This window comes from Trebonia kvetii (assembly GCF_007827045.1).
GTDB classification, from domain to species: Bacteria; Actinomycetota; Actinomycetes; order Streptosporangiales; family Streptosporangiaceae; genus Trebonia; species Trebonia kvetii.
In genome coordinates, this window is record NZ_RPFW01000005.1 from 703,298 (window position 1) to 727,295 (window position 23,998).

General features: G+C 70.4%; 15 protein-coding genes, 1 pseudogene and 1 riboswitch. Of the genes and pseudogenes, 10 read left to right on the forward strand and 6 right to left on the reverse strand.

Annotated elements, in window-relative coordinates:
* Positions 1-67 precede the first annotated feature (67 nt).
* Together folP and EAS64_RS28475 are read left to right on the forward strand one after the other, a co-directional pair.
* The gene (gene folP, locus EAS64_RS28470; RefSeq protein WP_145857946.1) at positions 68-982 is read left to right on the forward strand and encodes a dihydropteroate synthase; all 915 of its coding nucleotides are present in this window, start codon (positions 68-70) and stop codon (positions 980-982) included.
* Positions 979-1,698, forward strand: coding sequence for a class III extradiol ring-cleavage dioxygenase family protein (locus EAS64_RS28475; RefSeq protein ID WP_145857948.1), 720 nt, complete (start codon positions 979-981; stop codon positions 1,696-1,698). The genes folP and EAS64_RS28475 overlap by 4 nt, the downstream gene beginning before the upstream one ends.
* Here the strand turns inward: EAS64_RS28475 and EAS64_RS28480 are convergent.
* Entirely contained in the window at positions 1,695-4,265 is a 2,571-nt protein-coding gene (locus tag EAS64_RS28480; RefSeq protein WP_145857950.1) for a LuxR C-terminal-related transcriptional regulator, read from the reverse strand. The genes EAS64_RS28475 and EAS64_RS28480 overlap by 4 nt on opposite strands.
* A 174-nt stretch (positions 4,266-4,439) precedes the next feature.
* Here EAS64_RS28480 and EAS64_RS28485 point away from each other — a divergent pair, with 174 nt between their 5' ends.
* Complete coding sequence (locus EAS64_RS28485; protein ID WP_145857952.1) at positions 4,440-5,612, forward strand: thiolase family protein; 1,173 nt, start codon at positions 4,440-4,442, stop codon at positions 5,610-5,612.
* Between the two features lie 36 nt (positions 5,613-5,648).
* On the opposite strand, the gene pdxR is transcribed toward EAS64_RS28485, so the two are convergent.
* Positions 5,649-7,043, reverse strand: a complete 1,395-nt coding sequence (gene pdxR / locus EAS64_RS28490; RefSeq protein ID WP_145857954.1) for a MocR-like pyridoxine biosynthesis transcription factor PdxR — start codon at positions 7,041-7,043, stop codon at positions 5,649-5,651.
* Positions 7,044-7,111: 68 nt separating this feature from the next.
* Between pdxR and EAS64_RS28495 the strand changes: the two genes are divergently transcribed.
* On the forward strand, positions 7,112-7,945 hold the full coding sequence (locus EAS64_RS28495) for a DMT family transporter (protein ID WP_145857956.1): 834 nt from the start codon (positions 7,112-7,114) through the stop codon (positions 7,943-7,945).
* Positions 7,946-7,964: 19 nt separating this feature from the next.
* Here EAS64_RS28495 and EAS64_RS28500 read toward each other — a convergent pair whose 3' ends face one another.
* On the reverse strand, positions 7,965-8,606 hold the full coding sequence (locus tag EAS64_RS28500; RefSeq protein ID WP_222849677.1) for an HAD family hydrolase: 642 nt from the start codon (positions 8,604-8,606) through the stop codon (positions 7,965-7,967).
* Positions 8,607-8,853: 247 nt separating this feature from the next.
* Here EAS64_RS28500 and EAS64_RS28505 point away from each other — a divergent pair, with 247 nt between their 5' ends.
* Positions 8,854-9,774, forward strand: a complete 921-nt coding sequence (locus EAS64_RS28505) for a hypothetical protein (protein ID WP_145857958.1) — start codon at positions 8,854-8,856, stop codon at positions 9,772-9,774.
* A 33-nt stretch (positions 9,775-9,807) separates the two neighbouring features.
* Here the strand turns inward: EAS64_RS28505 and EAS64_RS28510 are convergent, their stop codons facing one another.
* Positions 9,808-11,502: an NRAMP family divalent metal transporter gene (locus tag EAS64_RS28510; RefSeq protein ID WP_187366236.1), complete on the reverse strand. Its 1,695-nt coding sequence runs from the start codon at positions 11,500-11,502 to the stop codon at positions 9,808-9,810.
* 268 nt (positions 11,503-11,770) lie between these two features.
* Positions 11,771-11,938: riboswitch (M-box (ykoK) riboswitch) on the reverse strand.
* Positions 11,939-12,088: 150 nt separating this feature from the next.
* Here EAS64_RS28510 and EAS64_RS28515 point away from each other — a divergent pair.
* Complete coding sequence (locus EAS64_RS28515; protein ID WP_246115888.1) at positions 12,089-13,999, forward strand: MFS transporter; 1,911 nt, start codon at positions 12,089-12,091, stop codon at positions 13,997-13,999.
* Positions 14,000-14,206: 207 nt separating this feature from the next.
* On the opposite strand, the pseudogene EAS64_RS47645 reads toward EAS64_RS28515, so the two are convergent.
* Positions 14,207-14,473 (reverse strand): annotated as a pseudogene (locus EAS64_RS47645) (GntR family transcriptional regulator); the annotation flags it as partial.
* Between the two features lie 203 nt (positions 14,474-14,676).
* Here EAS64_RS47645 and EAS64_RS28525 point away from each other — a divergent pair.
* From EAS64_RS28525 to EAS64_RS28540, 4 genes are all read left to right on the forward strand, one after another.
* Positions 14,677-15,435, forward strand: coding sequence for a transposase family protein (locus tag EAS64_RS28525; RefSeq protein WP_145857959.1), 759 nt, complete (start codon positions 14,677-14,679; stop codon positions 15,433-15,435).
* Between the two features lie 740 nt (positions 15,436-16,175).
* Positions 16,176-18,425: a glycoside hydrolase family 3 C-terminal domain-containing protein gene (locus tag EAS64_RS28530; RefSeq protein ID WP_145857961.1), complete on the forward strand. Its 2,250-nt coding sequence runs from the start codon at positions 16,176-16,178 to the stop codon at positions 18,423-18,425.
* Positions 18,426-18,590: 165 nt separating this feature from the next.
* Positions 18,591-22,439, forward strand: a complete 3,849-nt coding sequence (gene hrpA, locus EAS64_RS28535; RefSeq protein WP_145857963.1) for an ATP-dependent RNA helicase HrpA — start codon at positions 18,591-18,593, stop codon at positions 22,437-22,439.
* 136 nt (positions 22,440-22,575) lie between these two features.
* The gene (locus EAS64_RS28540) at positions 22,576-23,484 is read left to right on the forward strand and encodes a helix-turn-helix domain-containing protein (protein ID WP_145857964.1); all 909 of its coding nucleotides are present in this window, start codon (positions 22,576-22,578) and stop codon (positions 23,482-23,484) included.
* Here the strand turns inward: EAS64_RS28540 and EAS64_RS43875 are convergent, their stop codons facing one another.
* Complete coding sequence (locus EAS64_RS43875) at positions 23,485-23,655, reverse strand: hypothetical protein (RefSeq protein WP_187366237.1); 171 nt, start codon at positions 23,653-23,655, stop codon at positions 23,485-23,487.
* Between the last annotated feature and the right edge of the window lie 343 nt (positions 23,656-23,998).

The window sequence follows — 23,998 nt, forward strand, 5'->3', positions numbered from 1 at the left end:
CGCTTAAGGAATGGCAAGGCACGCGCGGCGCGGCGACCCCACATACTCACCGGTAGACTCCGTGCTCATGGACGTCGACGCCGCGGCTGACAGCGCTTGTGCGCCGGCCCGGACGCCGGGGCCGCTGCGGCTTGGCACGCGCGAATTCGCGCCCGGGCAGCCGCTGGTGATGGCGATCGTCAACCGGACACCGGACTCCTTTTACCGGCCCGGCCTGACCTGGGACGCCGACGCCGCGCTCGACCGCGTGCACGCCGTGGTCGCCGAGGGCGCCGACATTCTCGACGTCGGCGGCGTGCCCGCCAAGCCCGGGCCCGAAGTGACCGTGGCCGAGGAGATTCGCCGCGTGGTGCCGTTCGTCGAGCGGGTACGTGCCGCCTACCCCGACCTGGTGATCAGCGTGGACACCTGGCGGGCGGAGCCGGCCAGGGCGATGTGCGCGGCGGGCGCGAACCTGGTCAACGACACCTGGTCCGCCTGGGACAGCGGGCTGGCCGAGGCCGCCGCCGAGTCGGGCGCGGGCCTGGTGTGCTCGCATGTCGGCACGCTGACACCGCGCACCCGGCCGCACCGGCCCGCCTACGAAGACGTCATCGCCGACGTCAGCGCCCGGGTGCTTTGGCTGGCGCGGCGGGCGCTCGACGCGGGGGTCGACCCCGATGCGATCGTCATCGACCCCACGCACGACTTCGGCAAGAACACCTGGCAGTCACTCGAGCTCAGCCGCCGCCTCGGCGAGCTGACCGCCACCGGCTGGCCAGTGCTGCTGTCGGCGTCGCACAAGGATTTCATCGGCGAGACCCTGGACGCCCCCATCGACGGGCGGCTCGCGGGCACGCTGGCGGTGACGTCGGTCGGCGCCTGGCTCGGCGCCCGGATCTTCCGCGCGCACGACGTGCGCGCGACCAGGCAGGCCCTGGACATGGTCGCGTCGATCAAGGGCGACCGCCCGCCCGCCCGTACCCTGCGAGGACTCGCGTGATCGTCAGCGCCGCGATCTGCCCGTCGCCGCCGCTGCTCGCCAGGGAGCTGACTGGCCGGGCCGGGCTGGCCGGCGATGTCGGGCCGCTGTCAGAACTGCGCGACGCCTGCGCGGCAGCACTCAACGCGCTGCTCGCCGCCGCGCCGGACATCGTCGTGGTGACAGGACCCGCCGCGATAACGGCAGACTTCGGGCACCGCGGCCGCCTCGACCTCTCGGCCTACGCGCCTGCTCTGCACCCAGGCGGTGACGAGCCCGTGCTGCCGCTGTCGCTTGGCATCGGCGCGCGACTGCTCGACCAGGTCGGCTACGCGGGGCCGCGCTCGTTCCGCGGCATCGGCGTGTCCGCGTCGGCCGAGACCTGCCTGCGCCTCGGCCGCCAGATCGCCGCGTCCGCGCGCCGGGTCGCGCTGCTCGCGGTGGGCGACGGCAGCGCGCGGCGCTCGGTGTCCGCGCCTGGCTACCTGGACGAGCGGGCCGCGCCGTTTGACGAGTCGGTGACGCGGGCGGTCCGCGACGGCGAGGCCGCCGCCCTCGCGGCGCTCGACCCTGAGCTTGCCGCGGACCTGATGGCCGACGGCCGCGCCGCCTGGCAGGTGCTGGCCGGCGCCCTCACCGCCGAGGGCGCGACACCCGGCGGCCTGCACGGCGATGTCCTGTACGCCGAGGCGCCGCTCGGCGTGGCCTACCTGGTAGCGGTGCTCACGCCGCGCTAGTCCACCGTGGCGATGGCCTGCCCGGGGCTGGCGATCAGGACAGTGAGCTGGACCCGCGAGGAGATCCCCAGCTTGCCGAAGATGTGCTCGACATGCGCGTCGACGGTCCGCTTGGAGATGAACAGCCGGCCGGCGACCTCGCGGTTGGACAGGCCGGTAGCCACCAGCTCGGCGATCTCCCGCTCCCGCCTCGTTAGCACCGCCGCCGGTCCGGCCGCCTGCGGTCCCGCCCCGGAGCCCGCATTGCCATGGCTGCCGTCGCCGGGATCGCCGTCGCGCTGGACCCGCGGATCGAAGGCCTGGTCGGCGGCGCCCACCACCACCGCGGCGAGGTCGAGCGCGCCGCCGTGCGAGCGTGCGGCCGAATACCGCCGCTCGCCGAGCGCCTCGCGGGCCGCCTGGACGGCGCGCTGCCGGGACTGCTCGGCGAGGACGCTGCCGCTGAGCCTGCAGCCGATTTTCGCCCACAGCCGGTCGGCGGCGCCGAGCAGCCACGCGGACCGCTCGTGCCGTCCGCGCCGCGCCGCCTGCCAGCCGATCGCCTCGATCGCGTACGCCATCCCGACGATGTCGCCGAGTTCGTGCGCGCCGGTCAGCGCCTGGCTCAGCGACGTGCCCGACGTCCGCTCCCGGCCGGGCAGCTGCGCCTCGGCGAGCCCGGCGACGAGGTGCAGGTAGCCGCTGACCCACCGCTCGCTGTCGTCGCCCGCGAGCATCGCCAGACCCCGGTCGCAGCAGGCGAGGGCCTCGGCAGCCTGGCCGGCCAGCTGGTGCCCGTAGCCGAGCTGCGCCTCGAGCCCGATAAGGCTTGCTCGCCTCGGGGGGACGACCCCCCCAGACCCCCCCGAGAAAAAACTCCCTGTTCGCCTCGGGGGGACGACCCCCCCAGACCCCCCCGAGAAAAAACTCCCTGTTCGCCTCGGGGGGACGACCCCCCCAGACCCCCCCGAGAAAAAGCGCTCGTCGGGCTCATTCAGCAGCTCCCGCGCCATCTCCCCGGCCTGCTGCGCCTCGTCGAACCGCCCGTCGAGGGTGAGCGCCAGGTTCAGGTACAGGTAACCGCGGCCCGTGTCGAGTCCCGGGCCATCGTCCTGCCCTGCCAGCCTGATCGACTCGCGGATGTCGGCGATGGCGCCGGTCAGGTCGCCGCGGAAGGTGGCGAGGCGGCCGCGGGCGGCGAGGGCACGCATCCGTTCCGGCACTGTCTGAGGTAGCGCGTCCGCGGCACGCCCCAGCCAGCGGCCGCCGTCCTCGAGCAGGCCGGAGATCATCCAGTAGCCGGTCAGTCGCACGGCGAGCTCGACACCGAGCCGCCGCCGCACCACGTCGGCGGGCGCGGCCGCCGCGGGCGGTACCACCTCCGCGGGCGTCTCGTCGGGGCCGAGCGCGAAGTCGAGCGCGGCCATCAGGTTCGCGTGCTCAGCGCGCAGCCCGCGGACCGCCGCCACCTGGTCCCCGCCGCCGACCGCGCGCAGCGGCTCGTCGAGCCGCCTGGCCGCGGCGAGGCAGTACCGGGTCAGCCGGTTCAGGTACCGCTCTCGTTCATCCGCAGCGGCGAGCCGTTCGGTGCCGAACTCGCGCGCCGCGCCGGGAAGCAGGTAGCGGGCCGGTGCCGCGTCATCCCTGCGCAGCACGGACTTGTCGACGAGGCCGATCAGCGTGTGGATCACCTGCTCGCGGGCCAGCGGGCCGCCCGCGCACACCTGCTCGGCGCCCGCCGCGTCGAAGCTTCCGCCGAACACCGACAGCCGCTCCCACAGCGCCCGCTCCGCCTCGGTGCACCGGTCGTAGCTCCACTGCACCGCGGCACGCAGCGTCTGGTGCCGCGGGCTCGAGCCACGGCGGCTGAGTGCGAGCGTCCCCATGCCCGACTCAAGCTGGCTGACCAGTTCGGGCAGCGGCAGCGCGCGCAGCCGCACCGCGGCCAGCTCGATCGCCAGCGGTATGCCGTCGAGCAGGCGGCAGAGCCGGACCACGTCGTGCCGGTTGCGCGGCGTCACGGCAAAGCCGGGCACCACCGCGGCCGCGCGCTGCGCGAACAGTTCGGTGGCGTCGGACTCGGCGGACAGCGGCAGCACGGGAAAGGTGTGCTCTCCCTGGGCGTCGAGCGGCTGGCGGCTGGTCGCCAGCAGGGTCACGCCCGGGGCCGCGCGCAGCAACGCGTCGGCGAACGCGGCGCACTCATCGACCAGGTGCTCGCAGGTGTCGAGGATGAGCAGCAGCCGTCTGCCGCGCAGCTTGGCGTGCAGCGCCGTCTCGTCGGTCTGCGGCAGCCCGAGCGCGACGGCGACGCTGGCCGTGAGCAGCCCGGGGTCGGTGACCGTGCCGAGGTCCACGAGCCAGGCGCCGTCGGGGAACTGGTCGGCGGCCGCGGTCGCGGCGCGCAGGCTGACCCGCGTCTTGCCGACGCCCGCTGTCCCGGTGACCGTCACCATGCGCGCGCTGCCGAGCAGCGCGGCGATCCCGGCGAGCTCGGCGGCGCGGCCGACGAAGCTTGAGGCCTCCGCGGGCAGCTGGCCGAGCCGTCGAGGGCCCGTGACCGGGCCGCGGAGGACGACGTCCGCCATGGTTACCTCTCGGATAGGGACGCCGCCACCATAACACCGGGTCACCGTGCATGCACATACATCGCGGTGCGTGGCTTGTCGCGCGGAGGCTAACCGAACCGCCCAGACATGGGCAAAATAGAGCCTGACATGGTAGGGAAGTAGAGTACGACGATGCTTAAAGGAGGCGGCGCGATGCGTGACGCGGTGATCGTGGCAGCGGTTCGGAGCCCTGTAGGAAAACGGAACGGCGCCCTCGCCACCGTCCATCCGGTGGACCTGTCGGCGCACGTGCTCAATGCCCTGGCCGAGCGGGCCGGCCTCGCCGACCCTGCCGAGGTGGACGACGTGATCTGGGGCTGCGTCAGCCAGGTGGGCGAGCAGACCTTCGACATTGCCCGCAACACGGTGCTCACCGCCGGCTGGCCGCAGTCCGTGTCTGGCGTCACGGTTGACCGGCAGTGCGGTTCCAGCCAGCAGTCGGTGCACTTCGCCGCCGCCGGCCTGATCAGCGGCCAGTACGACCTGGTGGTCGCGGGCGGAGTCGAGTCGATGACCCGGGTGCCGATGGGCTCATCGCTCGGCGCACTCGGGCCGGACCGCGCCTCGTGGCCGAACCCGTCGGGCGCCAGCCTGCGGACCGTCTTCGGCGGTGTCGCGCCGAATCAGGGGGTCGGCGCCGAGATGATCGCCGAGCGCTGGGGCCTGTCCCGCGAGCAGCTCGACGAGTTCTCGCTCGGCTCGCACGCCAAGGCGGCCGCCGCGATCGACGAGGGCAGGTTCGCCGGCCAGATCGCCCCGGTGAAGCTGGAGGACGGCACCGTCGTCGACACCGACGAGGGCGTCCGCCGCGGCGGCACGCTTGAGAGCATGGCCAAGCTCAAGCCGGCCTTCCGCCCCGACGGCGTGATCCACGCGGGCAACAGCTCGCAGATCAGCGACGGCGCCGCCGCGCTGCTGATGACGACCAGCGAGAACGCGGCCAGGCTGGGCCTGACCCCGATCGCCCGCATCCACACCGCCGTACTCGCCGCCGACGACCCGGTCATCATGCTGACCGCCCCGATCCCGGCGACCCGCAAGGCCCTGGACAAGAGCGGCCTTAGCCTCTCCGACATCGGCACCTTCGAGGTCAACGAGGCGTTCGCGCCCGTGCCGCTCGCCTGGCTGTCCGACATCGGCGCCGACCCGGCCAAGCTCAACCCCAACGGCGGCGCGATCGCGCTCGGCCACCCGCTCGGCGGCAGCGGCGCCCGGCTGATGACCACGATGGTCCACCACATGCGCGACAACGGCATCCGCTACGGCCTGCAGACCATGTGCGAGGGCGGCGGCCAGGCCAACGCCACCATCCTCGAACTGCTCTAATCGCGCCGGGATAACAGCAAGAAGCGGCGGCTCGGGTCAGAGATTCCTGATGGCCCGGGCCAGCCGTCCCACACCGTCCGCGATGGCCCGTTCGGTGACCGTCGCGTACCCGAAGATCAGCCCGCCAGGCCCGGGATTCGAGATGCGGTACGGCCCCACCGTGTCCAGCGCCACCCCGGCCCGCAGGGCGGCCTCCGCCAGCGCCGCCTCGTCAAGCCCCGGCGGCAGCCAGGCGACGAGGTGCAGCCCCGCCGATACGCCGGCCGGCTGCGCCCAGGGCAGGTCTCTGGCGAGGGCCGCGAGCAGCGCGTCGCGGCGGCGCCGGTACACCGGGCGCATCCGCCGCAGGTGCCTGTCGAGTTCGCCGCGCGTGACGAAGTTGGCGAGCGCCATCTGTTCAAGGGCTGGTGAGCCGCGATCCGCCGAGATCTTCGCCGCGGCCACCGGCTCGGTCAGCCGGCTGGGCAGCACGAGCCAGCCGAGCCGCAGCCCGGGGGCCAGCGTCTTGCTCGCCGAGCCGGCGTAGACGACGTGGTCCGGTGCCAGGCCCTGCAGTGCGCCGACCGGCGTCCTGTCGTAGCGGTACTCGGCGTCGTAGTCGTCCTCGACGATGACCGCGCCGCGTTCGGTGGCCCAGCCGATCAGCGCGGCCCGGTTCCGCGCCGACAGCACGGACCCGGTGGGCCACTGGTGCGCCGGTGTCACGATGACCGCGTCGGCGCCGCTTTCCCGCAGCAGGTCAACCCGGATGCCCTCGTCGTCGACGGGGATGCCGGCCACGTCGATGCCCGCCGCCCGCGCGGCGGGCAGCGCGTCGTCCATGGAGGACGGATCCTCGAGCGCGATCCGCCGGGTGCCCGCCGCGGCGAGCACTCCCATCAGCAGCGACATGCCTTGCGCGTACCCGGTGCAGATCACCATCTGCTCCGGGTCGGCGATGGTGCCGCGGACCCGGTTCAGGTACTCCGCCATCGCGCCGCGCAACTGCGGCACGCCGCGCCCGGTCAGGTAGCCGAACACCTCGTTGGGCGCGTCGGTCAGCGCCGTGCGGATGGACCGCAGCCACGCGGCCCTGGGAAAGCTCGACACGTCGGCGCGGCCGTAGCTGAGGTCGATGTCCGGCCTGGGGGCGCGCGGCCCGCGCGGCGCGGCGGCCGCCGGCGGCGGCCCGGCCGCCACCCGAGTGTAGCCGCCGGCCTGGCTGGCCAGGTAGCCCTCGGCCGTGAGCTGCTGGTACGCCTCGACCACCACGCCGCGGGAGACGCCAAGGTCGGCGGCGAGCACCCGCGTCGGCGGCATCGCGGAGCCGCGTGACAGCCGCCCGGCGCGGATCGCGTCCCGGATCGACGCCTCGATCTGCCGGTGCAGCGGTTCCCGCTCGTCGTGCCTGAGCGCGACGAGCAGCTCGGAATTGGTCCTTGATTCAGCCACTGAACTGGACCTTATCACCAGGACCGATTTCCGTCAGGGTTGAGTCGTGCCCACCAAGAAAGCGAGGGATGATCATGGGAATCGTGCTCGGCCTGGCCGCCGCCCTGCTGTACGGCACCTCCGACTTCGTCGGGGCAGTGGCCTCGCGCCGGATCGGTGAAGTGCGGGTCACCGTCATCGACTCGGCCGCCGCCACCGTGCTCGCCGCGGTCATGCTGCTCGCGTACGGCGGCCCCGGACCCACCGTCCGGGCGGTCGCCTGGGGCCTGGTAAGCGGCGTGGCCGGCGGGGCAGGCACCCTGGTGCTCTACCGGGGGATGGCCCGCGGTCAGCTGAGCGTGGTCGGTCCGGTGTCCGCCGTTGGCGCGGCCGTGGTCCCCGTCCTGGCCGGCATCGCGCTCGGCGAGCGCCCCGGCCTGCTGTCCCTGGCGGGCGTGGCGGTCGCGCTGCCCGCCATCACGCTCGTGGCGGCATCCGGCTCGGTCCGCGGCAAGCTCGCCGCGGGCCTGCCAGAGGGCCTTGCCGCCGGACTCGCCTTCGGCATCCTGTTCATCGGCCTCGCCCAGGCCGGCCACGGCGACGGCCTATGGCCCGTCGCGACCGAGCAGGCGGGCATGCTGCTGGTCACCGTGCCGCTCGTCGTCAAGTCCCGCCCGTCGCTGCGCGTCCCGCTTCGCGCCACGATCCTGCCCGTGCTCGCCGGCGCTACCGGCCAGGCAGCCACCCTGGCCTACTTCTACGCCACCCACTTCAGCATGCTGGCCGTCGCCGCCGTCCTTGTCTCCCTCTACCCGGGCTTCACGGTCCTGCTGGCCCGCGTGCTGCTGCACGAGCGCTTCAGCCCCTTCCAGCGCTTCGGCCTCGGCCTCTGCGCCCTGGCCGTCACCGCCATAGCCCTCTAGCCCGACCGCTTCAGCGAAATCAGGTAGCGGCCACACCGTACTTGGCGAGAAGAGCATGCAGGGCATCGTGGCCGTCTGCGAGTGCCCATTGTTCGGCGGCGAAGCCGGCGTCGCGGGCGCCGGCGACATTGCTCGCGCTGTCATCGATGAACAAGATGGCCGCCGGGCCCACGCCGATCCTGCGGGCCGCCTCGGCGAAGAACGCGAGGTCCGGCTTGCGCGCACCGAACTCCCACGAATAGCAGCTGACATCGAAAAGCGCGTCGTACCCAAGCTTCGCACGCATGTGGGCCGCGCGGTTGCGCTCCTGGTTCGTGCCGAGGTGGACGCCGTACCCGTTGCGGCGCAGGTCGCGCACGATGGCGAATGACTGTTCGACAGGCTTAATTCGCAGCCAGATCGCCGAGTAGACCTCATCGAGCGGCGCTGTCACCCCGAAGTCAGTCAGCGCGGCCGCGACGAGCGGCAGGAAGTCACCCTGCCCGGCCAGACTCGGGAGTTCCTCCTTATAAAGGCGGTAGAGGAACTCCATCGTCCGCTCGCCCAGGTACGGCTCGGCTGCGGCCTCCCATCCGCCCGGCATGTCCTGCAGCACCCCGTCGGCGTCGAATAGTACGTGCCGAATCCGCCACTCAGGCTCGCCGAGCCAACCGTCACCCACGCGACGATGATGACCGGCAGGCAACCGCGACGTCCACTCGTTTCCGCTCTCCTCCCGGGGCTACGTCCTATTACTACGATCACGGCCTCGGCCCCGCCTCGCACTGGCGCCCTTGCGGGACCACCGGGAAGCGATGGCCGGAACCATCCGGTCCCGTGCGGCGTCGAAATGGAGTAGCGGCGGGATCGGACTGGAGGCAGTGATGCACGGATGGCGTCGGCTTGCGACGGGCCTCGCGCTAGCGGGGATGGTAACCGCGCTTGCGAGCGGCTGCGCTTCCCGGAGCGGTTCCGCGTCCGGGACCGGATCGGCAGCCGGGGGCGGTGCCACGGCCGGGTCGACGGCGACCGCCAAGCCGGGAGGCAACGTGCCGGCGTTCGACAAAAGGGCGAAGCTGGTCGCCGCGGCGTGGGACAAGGCGGGGCTCGCGAAGGAATGGCTGACAGGGCTCGTGCTCACCATCGCCCCGGATGAGCTGGTCATCCCCGGCGCCAAGGATTTCGCCACGGGTGATCAGAAGATGGCGTTCCTCGATGGGCGGTTCGCTCTCGCCGGGCACCTGCCGACGACGCCGCTGACGGGCAAGGTCCGCTGGCCCGGCGGGGCGACGGCCACGGTGCCGCTGCTCACCGCGGCGCAGGCCTACCGCAAGATCGCGACGGAGCAGCCTTGTCAGGGCCAGCCCTGTCCGCCGTCGCTTGTCGTCACCGGTGCCGCGCCGGCCACCGTCACTATCGGAACCAGCCGGGGCAAGGCCAGCGTCCCGGCGTGGACGTTCACGGTGCCGTCGATCCCGTCGCCAATCACGGTGGCCGCCCTCGCCCCTGGCAGCTACCACACGCAGCCCGCCAGCCTGAAAGGACTTACCGGCGACGGACTCGACGGCTTCACCGGCGCGGTCCTCGGAACAGTTTCCGCCGACGGGCGGCAGATCCACGTGCTCGTCGGCAAGTCGCCGTGCGACACCAAGAGCGGCGCGCTGGTCTACGAGACGTCGACCTCGGTCGTCGTCGGGGGCTGGACCTATGACCCGCACCCCAACGCGCCCTGCGCGGCGGTGCTGGAACTGGAATCCGTGCCGGTAGAACTGGCCAGGCCGCTCGGCCATCGCGTCGTCCTTAGCGTGTCCGACGGGCGGCCGCTGGCCCCGGGCAGCTTCCAATCCTGACCAGGCGCCCCTGGCCCGGTGTCCCGGTGATCGTCAGTGACCGATGGCCAGCATGACGATCTTGACGATGACCATGACCATGGCCACGGCGAGGTAGGCGCGCAGCCCGATCAGGCCGATCCGGCGTGCGCCGGTGATGGCGGGCGCCGACAGTTCGCTCACCGGCGGCATCCGCCACGACAGCCTGTCCACCGGGCCGAGCGCGGTGTCCGTCGCGGCATCGACCTCCTCGGCGATCTCGGCCTCGATTGCCGCCGCCCGCCGTCCGCGGACCGCCCGCCGTCCGCGGACCACCGCGAAGCCGCCGACGGCGACCGCCAGCACGGCGCACCCGCCCATGATGGTGAAGATCTGGCCGGCGGTGATCGCGGGGAACATCACCGAGGCGGTGAGCACCACCGACAGCGTGATCAGCACCGCGATCACCCCGCCGGTGAACGCGTTGGTCTTCGCCGTGTTCACCCACGGGCCGAGGACCGCCTTGTCGTTGCACAGCATCAGCAGGAACACCGTCGCGGCGGGCAGCAGCACGCCGGCCAGCACCTGGACGCCCTCGGTGATCAGGCCGAGCGGCGAGCCGGGGATCAGCACGATGGCAGCCGCGCCGCCGACGAGCGCCGCGTAAAGCGCGTAGAACCCCTTCGCCTGCCCCACGCCGCGGTGCAGCGAGTGCTTCATGCCGAGCACGTCGCCGATCGCGTAGGCCGACGACAGCGAGACGGCGAACGCCCCGATGACGGCCGCGTCGAGCAGCGCGACCGCGAACAGCGCGCCCGCCACGTGCCCCGCGTAGGCGGTGATGCCGCGGGCGAGCCCGGCGGAGTCGGTGAAGGCGGCATCGGAGTGCGCGAATGCGACGGCGGTGGTGCCCATCAGCGCGGCGGCCCCGACGACCACGATGACGATGCCGATCCACAGGTCGGCCTTCTCGTACTTCATGAAGCGCGGCGTGATCCGCTTGTCGATCACGTAGGACTGCTGGAAGAACAGCTGCCACGGCGCGATCGTGGTGCCGACGATCCCGATCACGAGCAGCATCACCGCCGCCATGCCACCACTCGCGCCGGCCGGCAGGTCGGGCGTGGCGAATCCGTCCGCCATCGAGGCGCCCGACGGGTGGGCCATCAGGAACAGCGGAATGAGCAGCAGCGATCCGATGCAGAAGAACATCGCGATCCGCTCGAAAGCGCGGAACGAGCCGGTGAACGCCGTCGCGATGATGATTACCGCGGCGAGGATCACGGCGAGGACCTTGGGCACGCCGAGGTACCCGGCCGCCAGGGTGATCCCGATGAACTCGGTGACGATGGTCAGCCCGTTGAGCAGGAACAGATCGATGACCTCGAACGTCCCCCAGAACTTGCCGAACCGCGACAGGATCAGCCGCGCGTGCCCGACCCCGGTCACCGCGCCGAGGCGGAGCACCATCTCCTGGTTCACGTACAGCACGGGGATGAGCAGCAGCAGCGTCCAGAGCAGCTTCGTCCCGTAGACCTGGCCCGCCTGCCCGTAGGTGGAGAACGCGCCGGCGTCGTTATCGCCGACCATCACGATCAGGCCGGGGCCGACGACCGCGAGCAGCGTCTTGAACTTCGCCGACAGGGTCGTGCGGGCACCGTGGTCGTCAAGCCTGATCGTGCCGAGGGCGCCGCGGATGTCACCGACGTGCGCCTCGTCGAGCACAGCCGAACGGCCAGCACCCGAAGCCTCGAACTCAACAGCAGTCACTGGGATCACCTCTTTCGCGCTTGGCACTCAAGCGGGACTGAGGCACACGCCTGCGCAGGCCAGGGGAGACCCGGCCTGGAAAAGGGAACCGCGCGTTACGTCAACGTGTGCCTGGACGAACAGGGACAGCGGCGGGAAGGGGCCGACTTCGGCCCGGACTATCAGAGTCCATTTCACGCCTCCCTTCGTCCGCGGCGCTTGTGCGCGCCTTCACACACGATCCCAGCCGAGGGGCACGCTCCGGTTGCGGCTCAAGCCGCGGCGCGAGAGGCCACCTCTCTCGTAAGAGCTTTGGCACTCCACGGCGTAGCGATGCTGCGCAGCCACTTGGCCTCACCCCTTAGGCCGGGGAGAGGTGTCCTGATCCGGAGCGTCTCTCGACGGTTGGGATCAGTGGCCTGTGTCCGTGAAGACGCCTCACCGAACGAGGTGTCTAGTCTGACGAACCCAAGAATGCCCGGTTCGATTCCCTAATGTCAAACCATCCCGGCTGGCACAGGGAATAACGACGGCGTATAATTAGTTCGCATCAAGCAACTAACCTGGCTTGCCGCGCCCAGGTCTGCCTCGCTACGGAGGAACCGCTGTGCCCGCCCCATCCGCCGCACTGAGCCCGGCCGCGTCAAGTCCGGCCGTGGGCTCCCGCTACAAGTGGATCGCGCTGTCCAACACCACGCTCGGCGTGCTGATGGTCACCATCAACTCCTCGATCGTGCTGATCGCGCTGCCCGACATCTTCCGCGGCATCGGCATCAACCCCCTCGCGCCTGGCAACACCACCATCCTGCTGTGGATGATGATGGGCTTCATGGTCGTCACCGCGGTGCTCGTGGTGAGCTTCGGCCGGCTCGGCGACATGTTCGGCCGCGTCCGCATGTTCAACATGGGATTCGCGATCTTCTCGCTGTTCTCCGTCCTGCTGTCGGTCAGCTGGCTGCAGGGCACGGGGGCCGGCTGGTACCTGATCATCATGCGGATCCTGCAGGGCATCGGCGGCGCGATGCTGTTCGCCAACTCAAGCGCGATCCTCACCGACGCGTTCCCAGCCAACCAGCGCGGCATGGCACTCGGACTCAACCAGGTCGCCGGGATCGCCGGCAGCTTCCTCGGCCTGGTGCTCGGCGGCGTGCTCGGCCCGGTCGACTGGCGCTGGGTGTTCCTCGTCTCCGTGCCGTTCGGCATTCTCGGCACCGTCTGGTCCTACCTCAAGCTCAGGGAACTCGGCGTCCGTAAGCCCGCCAAGCTCGACCTGGGCGGCAACCTGACCTTCGCCGCCGGCCTCATCGCGGTCCTCGTCGGCATCACCTACGGCATCCAGCCCTACGGCAGCCACGTCATGGGCTGGACGAGCCCGCTGGTGATCTCGCTGATCGGCGGCGGCCTGGTCGTGCTCGCCATCTTCTGCTGGATCGAGACGAGAGTCGCCGAGCCGATGTTCCGGCTCAGCCTCTTCCGCATCCGCGCCTTCACCGCGGGCAACCTCGCCTCGCTGCTGTCCAGCCTGGGCCGCGGCGGCCTGATGTTCATCCTGATCATCTGGCTGCAGGGCATCTACCTGCCGATCCACGGCTACAGCTTCGAGGACACCCCGCTGTGGGCGGGCATCGCGATGCTGCCGCTGACCATCGGCTTCCTGCTGGCGGGCCCGGTGTCCGGTTACCTGTCCGACCGCTTCGGCGCCCGCCCGTTCGCCACCGGCGGCATGCTGCTCGCCGCGCTGTCGTTCGGCCTGCTCGAGATGCTGCCCGTCGACTTCACCTACTGGCAGTTCGCCGCGATCCTGCTGCTCAACGGCATCGGCATGGGCCTGTTCGCCTCGCCGAACAGGGCAGGCATCATGAACTCGCTGCCAGCCGACCAGCGCGGCGTCGGGGCCGGCATGTCCGCGACCTTCCAGAACTCGGCCATGGTGCTGTCGATCGGCATCTTCTTCAGCCTGATCATCCTCGGCCTGTCCTCGTCCCTGCCGTCGCACCTGTACAACGGCCTCACCGCGCAGGGCGTCCCCGTCGCGGACGCGACCCGGCTGTCGCACCTGCCCCCCACCGCGGTCATGTTCGCCGCCCTGCTCGGCTACAACCCGATCCGGATGCTGCTCGGCTCGGCGCTCACCAAGCTCCCCGCGCAAAGCGCCGCCTACCTGACCGGGCACTCGTTCTTCCCCAGCCTGATCAGCGGCCCGTTCCAGACCGGCCTGCAGATCGCGTTCGACTTCTCGATCGTGGCCTGCCTGATCGCGGCGGTCGCCTCGCTGCTGCGCGGCAAGCGGTACGTGCACGACGAGCTGCACGGCGAGGCGGTGCTCGCCACGGCGGGCGACGTAACCCCCGCCGACATCGCTTCGGTGGCCATTGCCGCCGATCTCATTGAGGCGGAGGCCGATGTGGCGGCTGAGGCAGCCGCCCAGCCGCGGGTCGCCGTCGCCGAGGAGATCGAGGACGCCGAACGGGGTCATGCTTCGCCCCAGCCCGCCACCCGCTTCCGCCGGGAGCGGTAAGCGCCCTAATCCTTGCGACCGCACGACGGTGACGGCCGCGTTGTACGGCTCGACCTGCCCGTCGGCGCGAGTGATGACGAGCACCGGGGTCAGGTACCCGGTGCTCAGCCGTTCCCGTTCCTCCTCGGTCGGCATCCGGGACACCACCCGGTCACCGCGGCGCAGGTCGATCACCTGCTTCGCCGGAGTGGAGGCGACGAAGGTGCCGACGCCCGGCCTGGTCACGACCAGGCCCGCCTTGCGCAGTTCCTCCACGGCCATCGCGCCGGTGAGCCGGTTCACGCCCCATTCGCGTTTCATCTGCGCCCCGCTAGGAACTTGCGCCCCAACGGGCAGCTCCCCGCTAATGATCATGTCGCGGATAATGCGCGTGAGTTGCAGGTAGACGCGTTCACCAGAGTCGTAGTCGATGCGCGCGTTCGGCCCGCGGTCCGGGCTATTGGCCACTGCGACTCCAGAGGAAACACGATGCATTACTTGCTGAGGTGACTAGACAGCTAGACAGAGCCCATTCCAACTTGCTTGTAAACAATGAATCACTTTGAGTGATGATAACGTTGTCGTCTCGCGGCGACGGCACTGTGGCCACAGGGTCACGGTTCGCCGGCGGACACGGCGAAGCCCCTGGTAGATGAGGCAATCGACCAAGAACGACTCATCACCCCCAGGGGCTTCACATGCTGTTCTACCGTGCCGCGCTGCCGTTGTCGTCCCGGACCCTGAACTACGCGGCCGGGCTGATCCGCCGGCACCTGAAGGCCGTCGGGTCGCGGTGGCGGAAGCTCAGCCCTGGGCAGCAGGCCCTGCTCGTGCTCGCTCACCTGCGCAAAGGCGAGACGTTCGAGCACCTCGCGGCCGGGTTCGGGGTCGGCAGGACCACGGCCTGGCGGTACGTCAACGAGACCGTGGAACTGCTCGCGGCCCGCGCCCCGAAACTGAGGAAAGCGGTCCGGGACGCCAAAAGGGCAGGTCACGCCTACGTCATCCTCGACGGAACCCTCATCCCGATAGACCGGGTCGCCGCGGACAAGCCGTTCTACTCCGGCAAGCACAAAAAGCACGGCATGAACCTGCAGGTCATCGCCAGTCCTGACGGCGAGGTCCTGTGGGTCTCCGGTGCGCTGCCCGGCTCGGTCCACGACAAGAAGGCCGAGTGGATATGGGGCGTGCTGAACGAGCTAGAGAAAGCCGGGCTGGTCACCCTCGCGGACAAGGGATATCAGGGCTCCACCTGGGCAAAGGTCCCGTACAAGGGCCGGAACAAACCGGAATCCCAGAAAGAAGCCAACCGGGCCCACGCCAGGCTCCGCGCCCCCGGCGAACGAGCGAACGCCCAGCTCAAGGCATGGAAGATCCTCGCGAAGCTCCGCTGCTGCCCCTGGCGCGCCGGGAAACTCGCCAAGGCCATCCACGCATTGCAACTCCACGGCGCCTAACCAGGTTGGAATGGGCTCACAGGTGCTGAGTATCGTAGGGTCGGCACGGTAGGTATACGAATTCAATCCATTCAGCTACGTATCGTGTGGCCACGCCTAGCCAGTCAAAAGCAAGCCAATTTCCATTCCGGCTTTTCGCGCACAATAACCGCCATAGCGTGCAGGCGAACGGTCGATGAGGCGCAAGAATCTCCTCGACATTAAATTGGTCAATCCTTTATTCCAGCGTGTGGACGCCACAACAGTCAAGTTTCCCGGAAGCGTACCGTAACCCGAGCGTACGTGCACACCCGCGCCGCGCAACGGTTTGCCCTGCATCGACGGGTCCCGCGGCGTTAGCCACCGTCGGCGACGGCGGCGAGACGGAACTGCGGGACATGCAATTGCGCGGCGCAGGTGGGGCCAATGGGGGCCGCGGATTGCCGCGTCTCCGCTGCAAACGAATGTTCGGTATCGCGGCAATAATCATGAAACTCAATTTGTGAAGCGGATTCTTAGCCGCCTCGCCTTGGGCCGCTAGGCGAGGCGGCTGGGACCGTCGGCAGCTAAAAACGGGGGCGCCGGCGGTCGGCGGGAGCCCGCCGCGCCGGAGGGGAGCACTCCGGCGCGGCGGGCTCCCGCATGTCGTGCACCGCCTCGTGACAAGGTCCCCCAGGGGTTGAGCCAGACCCGTTCGTTCGGGATAATCCTTCCTAAATTCACGCTGTAAAAAAAGCAGCGCAGGGGAAGGAAACCAGGCCATGGCGCCCGAGCTCTCCGTCGCCGAGCAGGCGGCACTCACCAGCGGACGCGACGCGTGGCACACCACGCCGGTCGAGTCCGCGGGCATTCCCGCCATCACCGTGACCGACGGACCGCACGGCGTCCGGCTGACGGCGAACCCCGCCGACATGCTCAGGGGCCAGCCGGCCACGTGCTTCCCGCCGGCCGTCGCCACCGCGTCGACCTGGGACCCGGTTCTGCTGTGGCGGATGGGCGAGGCCCTTGGCGAGGAATGCCGCTCGATGGACGTCGCCGTGCTCCTCGGCCCCGGCATCAACCTCAAGCGCAGCCCGCTCGGCGGCCGCAACTTCGAGTACTTCTCCGAGGACCCGCTGCTGGCTGGGGTGCTCGCCACCCAGTGGGTGCTCGGCCTGCAGAGCCACGACGTCGGGGCGACGGTCAAGCACTTCGCGGTCAACAACCAGGAGACCGACCGGATGCGGATCAGCGCGGACGTCGACGAGCGCACCCTGCGCGAGATGTACCTGCGCGCCTTCCACCGGGTGGTCACCCAGGCCAGGCCGTGGACCATGATGTGCGCGTACAACAAGATCAACGGCGTGTACGCGAGCCAGGACCCCTGGCTGCTCACCCAGGTGCTCCGCGACGAATGGGGCTACGAGGGCGTGATCATGTCCGACTGGGGCGCCGTCGCGGACCGGGTCGCCGCCGTCGCGGCCGGACTCGACCTCACCATGCCGGGACCTGACAACGGCGGAGACAAGGCGCTGGAGTCTGCCGTCGACGACGGCGGACTCGACAAGGTGCTGCTCGCGCGCAACGCCGCCCGGGTCGCCGCGCTCGTCGACAAGGCGGCCGCGCGGCGGCCGTTCAGCTACGACAGGGACGCGCACCACGCCCTGGCCAGGGAGATCGCCGGACGCGCCATCGTGCTGCTGAAGAACGACGCCCTGCCAGGTGACGAGCGCGGCCTGCTGCCGCTCGACCCGGCAGCCGCGGGGTCCATCGCGGTGCTCGGCGAGTTCGCCCGCACCCCGCGTTACCAGGGCGGCGGCAGTTCCCTGATGAACCCGACCCGGCTGGACAACGCGCTTGACGAGATCACCGCGTCGACGTCGGCGACCGTCAGGTTCGCGCCCGGCTACACGGTGAGCGACGGGCTGGGCGACGCGGCGGAGGCAGGCCAGGACCAGGACCTGCTCGCGCAGGCCGCGGCGCTGGCCGGCGACAGCGATGTCGCGCTGGTCTTCGTCGGCAGCGAGCATGAGACGGAGGGCGCGGACCGGACCGGCATCGACCTGCCCGCCGCCCACCTGGCGCTCATCGAGCAGGTGACACGGGCCAACCCGCGCACCGTAGTGATCCTGTCCAACGGCGCCGTGCTCGCCACCACCCCCTGGGACGCCGCGGTGCCGGCGCTCATCGAGGGCTGGCTGCTCGGCCAGGCCGGCGGCGGCGCGATCGCCGACGTGCTGTTCGGCCGGGTCAACCCGTCCGGGCGGCTGGCCGAGACGATACCGCTGAAGCTCGCCGACCACCCCTCCTACCTGGACTTCCCAGGCGAGCACGGGCACGTCAGGTACAGCGATGGCCTGTACGTCGGCTACCGCGGCTTCGACTCGCGCGAGCTGGAGGTGGCCTACCCGTTCGGCTTCGGCCTGTCCTACACCACCTTCGGCTACGGCGAGGCAAGCGCCGTCAGCGGCGAGCACGGGCTGGAGGTGCGCGTCCCCGTCACCAACACAGGGGAGCGGGACGGCAGGGAAGTCGTCCAGCTGTACCTGAGCCTGCCGGATTCGGCGGTCACCCGCGCCAGGCGCGAGCTGAAGGCGTTCGCCAGCGTGGACATCGAGGCGGGCCAGACCGTCGAGGTGACGCTCACCGTCGCGCGCGACGACCTCGCCTACTGGGACATCCGGCTGGACCGCTGGGTCGTCGAGGGCGGCGAGTACCACTGCCACGTCGGCGCCTCTTCCCGCGACCTGCGGGCAACCGCCGTCGTCACCGTGGCGGGCGACGAGATCCGTATCCCGCTCACCGCCGACTCGACGCTCGGCGAGTGGCTGGAAGACCCGCGCGGCGCGCAGGCGATCGGCCAGGTGTTCGGCGGGCTGGCGGGCGAGGACTCCCCGATGGCGGCCTTCTTCGCCGACCCGACCATGATGATGTTCCTGCGCGCCACCCCGCTGAGCAGGATGGGCAACTTCCAGGGCAGCCCGCTGACCCCGGAGACGATCGCGAAGCTGGTCGCCGCCGCCAACGACTGAGCGACGCAGAGCCCAGCGCCCCGTTCCCGCCGCCAGGGGGGAACGGGGCGCTGTCACAGTCAGCCGAACCCGTTCTGGATGATCATTATCGAAGACCGGGGGAATGACGGCCCCCCGATAAAGCGTTGGCATACTCCGGTCCCCATCGTCTAGTCTTTCCCGCCGGTGAACAGTCCTTCCGCAAGAATTAAGCAGCGCGCCGCGTCCCGCGAAGCCGCGCTCGCTGGCGTTGCCATCGGCTACCCGCAAGAGCTGCCGGTCAGCCAGCGCAGGGACGACATCGCCGCGGCTATCAGGGATCACCAGGTCGTGATCGTGGCCGGCGAGACCGGCTCGGGCAAGACCACGCAGATACCCAAGATCTGCCTGGAGCTCGGCCGCGGCGTCACCGGGCAGATCGGGCACACCCAGCCGCGCCGGATCGCGGCCCGCACGGTCGCCGAGCGGATCGCCGAGGAACTGGGCACCAAGCTCGGCGACGTCGCGGGATACAAGGTCAGGTTCACCGACCGGTCCGGCGACGCGACCGCGGTCAAGCTGATGACCGACGGCATCCTGCTCGCGGAGATCGGCACCGACAGGAACCTCACCAGGTACGACACCCTGATCATCGACGAGGCGCACGAGCGCAGCCTCAACATCGACTTCATACTCGGCTACCTGCGCCAACTGCTGCCCCGCCGGCCCGACCTCAAGGTCATCATCACCTCCGCGACGATCGACCCCGAGCGGTTCGCCGAGCATTTCAAGGACGCGCGGACCGGGCAGCCCGCGCCGATCATCGAGGTCTCCGGGCGCACCTACCCCGTCGAGGTCCGCTACCGGCCGATCGGCGACCCGGACAGGGATGAGGACAGGGACCAGGTCACCGCCATCACCGACGCGATCGGCGAACTCGAACGCGACGGCCCCGGTGACATCCTCGTCTTCCTCTCCGGCGAGCAGGAGATCCGCGACACCGCCGACGCGCTGAAGGGACGCGCGGGCCTGGAGATCCTCCCGCTGTACTCGCGGCTGTCGTCCGCCGAGCAGCACCGGGTGTTCGAGGTGCCGGCGGGCCGCTCGATGAGCAGCCGCCGCGTCGTCCTCGCCACCAACGTCGCGGAAACCTCGCTGACCGTGCCTGGCATCCGCTACGTCATCGACCCGGGCACCGCGCGGATCAGCCGCTACAGCCTGCGCACCAAGGTGCAGCGGCTGCCCATCGAGGCGATCTCGCAGGCCAGCGCCAACCAGCGCAAGGGCCGCTGCGGCCGCGTCGCCGACGGCATCTGCATCCGCCTGTACTCGCAAGAGGACTTCGAGTCCCGGCCGGAGTTCACCGACCCCGAGATCCAGCGCACCAACCTGGCCAGCGTCATCCTGCAGATGGCGGCCGCCAGGCTCGGCGACGTCCGCAAGTTCCCGTTCGTCGATCCCCCGGACCCGCGGGCCATCACCGACGGCGTCAAGCTCCTCGAGGAGCTCAACGCGGTCGCGAGCGACAAGCTCACCGAGACCGGCCGCCAGATGGCCCGGCTGCCCGTCGACCCGCGCATCGCCCGGATGATCATCGAGTCGGACAAGCAGGGCTGCGCCCGCGAGATCCTTGTCATCGCCGCCGCCCTGTCCATCCAGGACCCGCGCGAGCGCCCGTCGGACAACCAGCAGGCAGCCGACACCGCGCACCGCCGCTTCACCCAGCCGGAGTCCGACTTCCTCGCCTACGTCGCGCTGTGGGACTACCTCGCGGAGCAGCAGCGCGAGCTCTCCGGCTCCGCCTTCCGCCGCCTGTGCCGCGCCGAGTTCCTCAACTACCTGCGGGTCCGCGAATGGCAGGACCTGCACGGGCAGCTCTCCGCGCTGTCCCGCGAGCTCGGGCTCAACACTAAGACATCATCAACAGAACGGGTGCGTGTACACACCGCACTGCTCTCCGGCTTGCTCTCCCACGTAGGCATGAAGGTGCTGCTCACGCCAGCCAGGCCGCCGGGTGCCCGGCCGGGTGCCGCGGCCCCGGCTGAGCGCGGCCGGCGGCCGCTGACCGAGTACCTCGGTGCCCGCGGCACCAAGTTCGCCGTGTTCCCCGGCTCAGGGCTCGCCCGCAAGCCGCCGGACTGGCTGGTCGCCGCCGAGCTCGTGGAAACCTCCCGGCTGTGGGCGCGGACCGTCGCCGCGATCGAACCGGAATGGGTCGAGCCGGTCGCCGCCCACCTGGTCAAGCGCTCCTACAGCGAGCCCCGCTGGTCGCGCAATTCAGGCTCCGCCGTGGCCACGGAAAAGGTCACACTGTACGGCATCCCGATCATCGCCGACAGGACCGTGCTGCTGCACCGCATCGACCCGGTGCTCGCCAGGGAGCTGTTCATCAGGCACGCGCTCGTCGAGGGCGACTGGCAGACCAGGCACCACTTCTTCCGCGACAACACCGCGCTCATCGAGCAGGCAGCCGCGCTCGAGCAGCGGGCCCGCCGCCGCGGCCTCGTCGCGGGGGAGGAGGCGCTCTACGCCTTCTACGACGCGCGGGTGCCCGCCGACGCGGTTTCCGCCCGGCACTTCGACACCTGGTGGAAGAAGCAGCGGCACGAGACGCCAGACCTGCTCACCCTCACCCTTGACGACCTGCTGTCGGCCGCCGCCGACGAACTCGACGCCGGCGACTACCCCGAGGTGTGGACGACGTCCTCTTCGGCCGGACTCGGCGGCGGCGGTGTGGGTGGCCTTTCGCTCTCCTACGAATTCCAGCCGGGCAGCGACGCCGACGGCGTCACCATCGACATCCCGCTCAAGACGCTCAACCAGGCCCGCCCGGAGGAATTCTCCTGGCAGGTGCCCGGGCTCCGGCTCGAACTGGTCACCGAGCTGATCCGCTCACTGCCGAAGAACCTGCGCCGCGAGCTCGTCCCGGCGCCCAACGTCGCCCGCGAGATCCTCGCCAAGCTGGACGGAGCCGTCCCCGACGGCGACATAAGGGACGTCATGTCCCGCGAACTGCTGCGGCTGCGCGGCGCCCAGATACCGCCGGACGCCTTCGACCTGGACCGGCTGCCGACGCACCTGCGGCTCAACTTCCGCATACTGGACGGCACCAAGGTGGTCGCCGCGGGCAAGGACCTCGCCGCCCTGCAGCGCCAGCTGCGGCCCAAGGTCCGCGCCACCCTGTCCGCCCGCGCCACCGCCATCACCAGGACCGGCGTCACCGCCTGGAACTTCGGCCCGCTGCCCAAGGTGTTCACCGACGGGGAGGTCAAGGCCTACCCCGCCCTCGTCGACGCGGGCGCCGCCGTGGACGTCCGGCTGTTCGAGAGCCCCGCCGCCGCGGCGCGCGCGATGCGCGCGGGTACCAGGCGCCTGGTCCTGCTCGCCGTCAAGTCGCCCGCCAACGAGGTCGCCAAGCGGCTGACTACCGCGCAGAAGCTCGTCCTGTCCGACAACCCGCACGGCTCCGTCGCCGCCCTGTTCGCCGACTGCGTCGGCTGCGCGGTCGACGGCCTGATCGCCGAGGCGGGCGGCCCCGCCTGGGACGCCGAGGCGTTCGCCAGGATCACCGAGCACGTCAGGCCGCGGCTGCACGCGGCCACCTATGAGGTCGTCACCGGGGCGGAAGAGATCCTGCGCGGCGCGCACGACGCGCGGATGCGCCTGGACGCGCTGCGCAGCCCCGCCCTCGCGCCGGCTGTCGCCGACATCCGCGCACAGCTCGGCGGCCTCATCGCACCCGGATTCCTCACCGCGGCGGGCAGCGCGCGGCTGCCGGCCCTCGCCCGCTACGTCAAGGCGGTCGGCAAGCGGCTGGACAAGCTCAACGACAACGCGGGCCGAGACGCGCAGCAGATGGCCGTCGTCCACCGGATACAGGACGAATACACGGCCGCGCTGGCGCTCTTGCCGCCAGAGGCCAGGGTCGCCGACGCCGCCAGGGAGATCCGCTGGCAGATCGAGGAGCTGCGGGTCAGCCTGTTCGCGCAGACCATGGGGACCCCGGTTCCGGTCTCCGAGCGCCGCATCCTGACCGCCATCGCCAACCTGGGCTAGGGGCCGCCGGCGCGCCGCCCGTCCTTGGACTACTCCAAGTGCTATGGTAAACCTCAGCTAGCATTCTCACCCGTCGCATCCCCCTGCGAACGGCCGGTGAGTGCGCTTCCCGCATTCCCCGCATGAGGAGGCCACCATGACCGGAACCCCACCCGTCCGCCGTCGGCTGCTCGGCTCGGCGCTGCGCGAGTACCGCGAGAACCTCGGCTGGAACCTGGACGAGGCGGCACGCATCCTTGAGTGCGATCGCTCGAAGATCAGCAGGATCGAAACGGGCGAGCGCGGCATCAGGCCGAAGGAGCTGCGCGAGCTGCTCGCCGAGTACAGCGTGCCCGCCGCCGAGCAGCAGGCGCTGCTCGCCATCGCGCACCGCGGCCGCGAGAGTGGCTGGTGGCTCGACTATCGCGACGTGCTGACCGCCGACGGCCAGGACTACGTGATCATGGAGATCGCCGCGACGCAGATCCTGGTCTACGAGGCCAACCAGGTGCCCGACCTGCTGCAGACCCAGGATTACATGCGTGCGGTGGCCGCCGCCGATGCCCGCTACGGCAGCGACGAGCAGCGGGCGCACGCCATGGAGGTCAAGCTCAACAGGCAGCGGATCGTGATGGCCGGGCGGGCACCCGACCTCGACGTCGTGGTCACGGAGGGGGCGCTGCGGCAGACGGTCGGCGCGCCGCGGGTGATGCGCGAGCAGCTCGGCAGGCTGGCGGCAATCGCCGCGACCGGGTATGCGGACGGCCTGCCCGAGGGCGGCGCGGCGGCGGAACGCTGCCAGGTCTCGCTGCGGGTGCTGCCGTTCGCGGCCGGCGCGATGGCGGCCGCGGGGTGCGGTTCGATGACGTTGCTGCGGTTCGCCGAGGCGCCGGAGATCGGGGTCATTCACCTGGCCGCGCTGTCCGGCGGGATCAGCCTGCAGGGCCGGGAGGAGCTCGTCCGCTACCAGCGGGCCTTCGACAGGCTCCGTGCGGCGGCGCTCACCCCGTCGCGCTCGGCGCAGCTGATCCGCGCCCTGTCGAGGTCCGTCTCGTACAACGGCTAGCTAGGCGCCGGACGCGTCGGCCTGGACCCCGTCGCCGGGCACGGTCCCTGACATCGACACCGCACCGCCGGGGAGCGCGAGTTTCCTGTTGACGTCTTCGAGCTTGGCGATCAGGTCTTGGATGTCGCGCAGCTGCTGAGTGTCATCTCGCACGCCGTTGCCGTAAGTCATGGACCAGAACTCCAGGGTCGAGGTAGGGGGAACTCGACGAGAACTCGTCACCGTCGGCGGGGGACCATATTCGCCTCTGGCGAAAACGCCAGACGGTGCCGGTGTCCGTATGTGTTAAGCCTATAGCGTGTCTGGCGTGCTGTGTACACCCGATGATCGAAAAGGCGACTAAATTGTCAAAGACACAGGTCAGGATGGGTGCGGCAGCCTTGGTTAGCAACCGATTTCGCGCTTTTCAATAGCAAATGAGCATTGCTGGATGCACGGGCGCGCTACCATCGTGCGTATGCACGTGCATCGGCGCCCAGAAGGGCTTGAATTGATGCTTATGCACACCATTAGT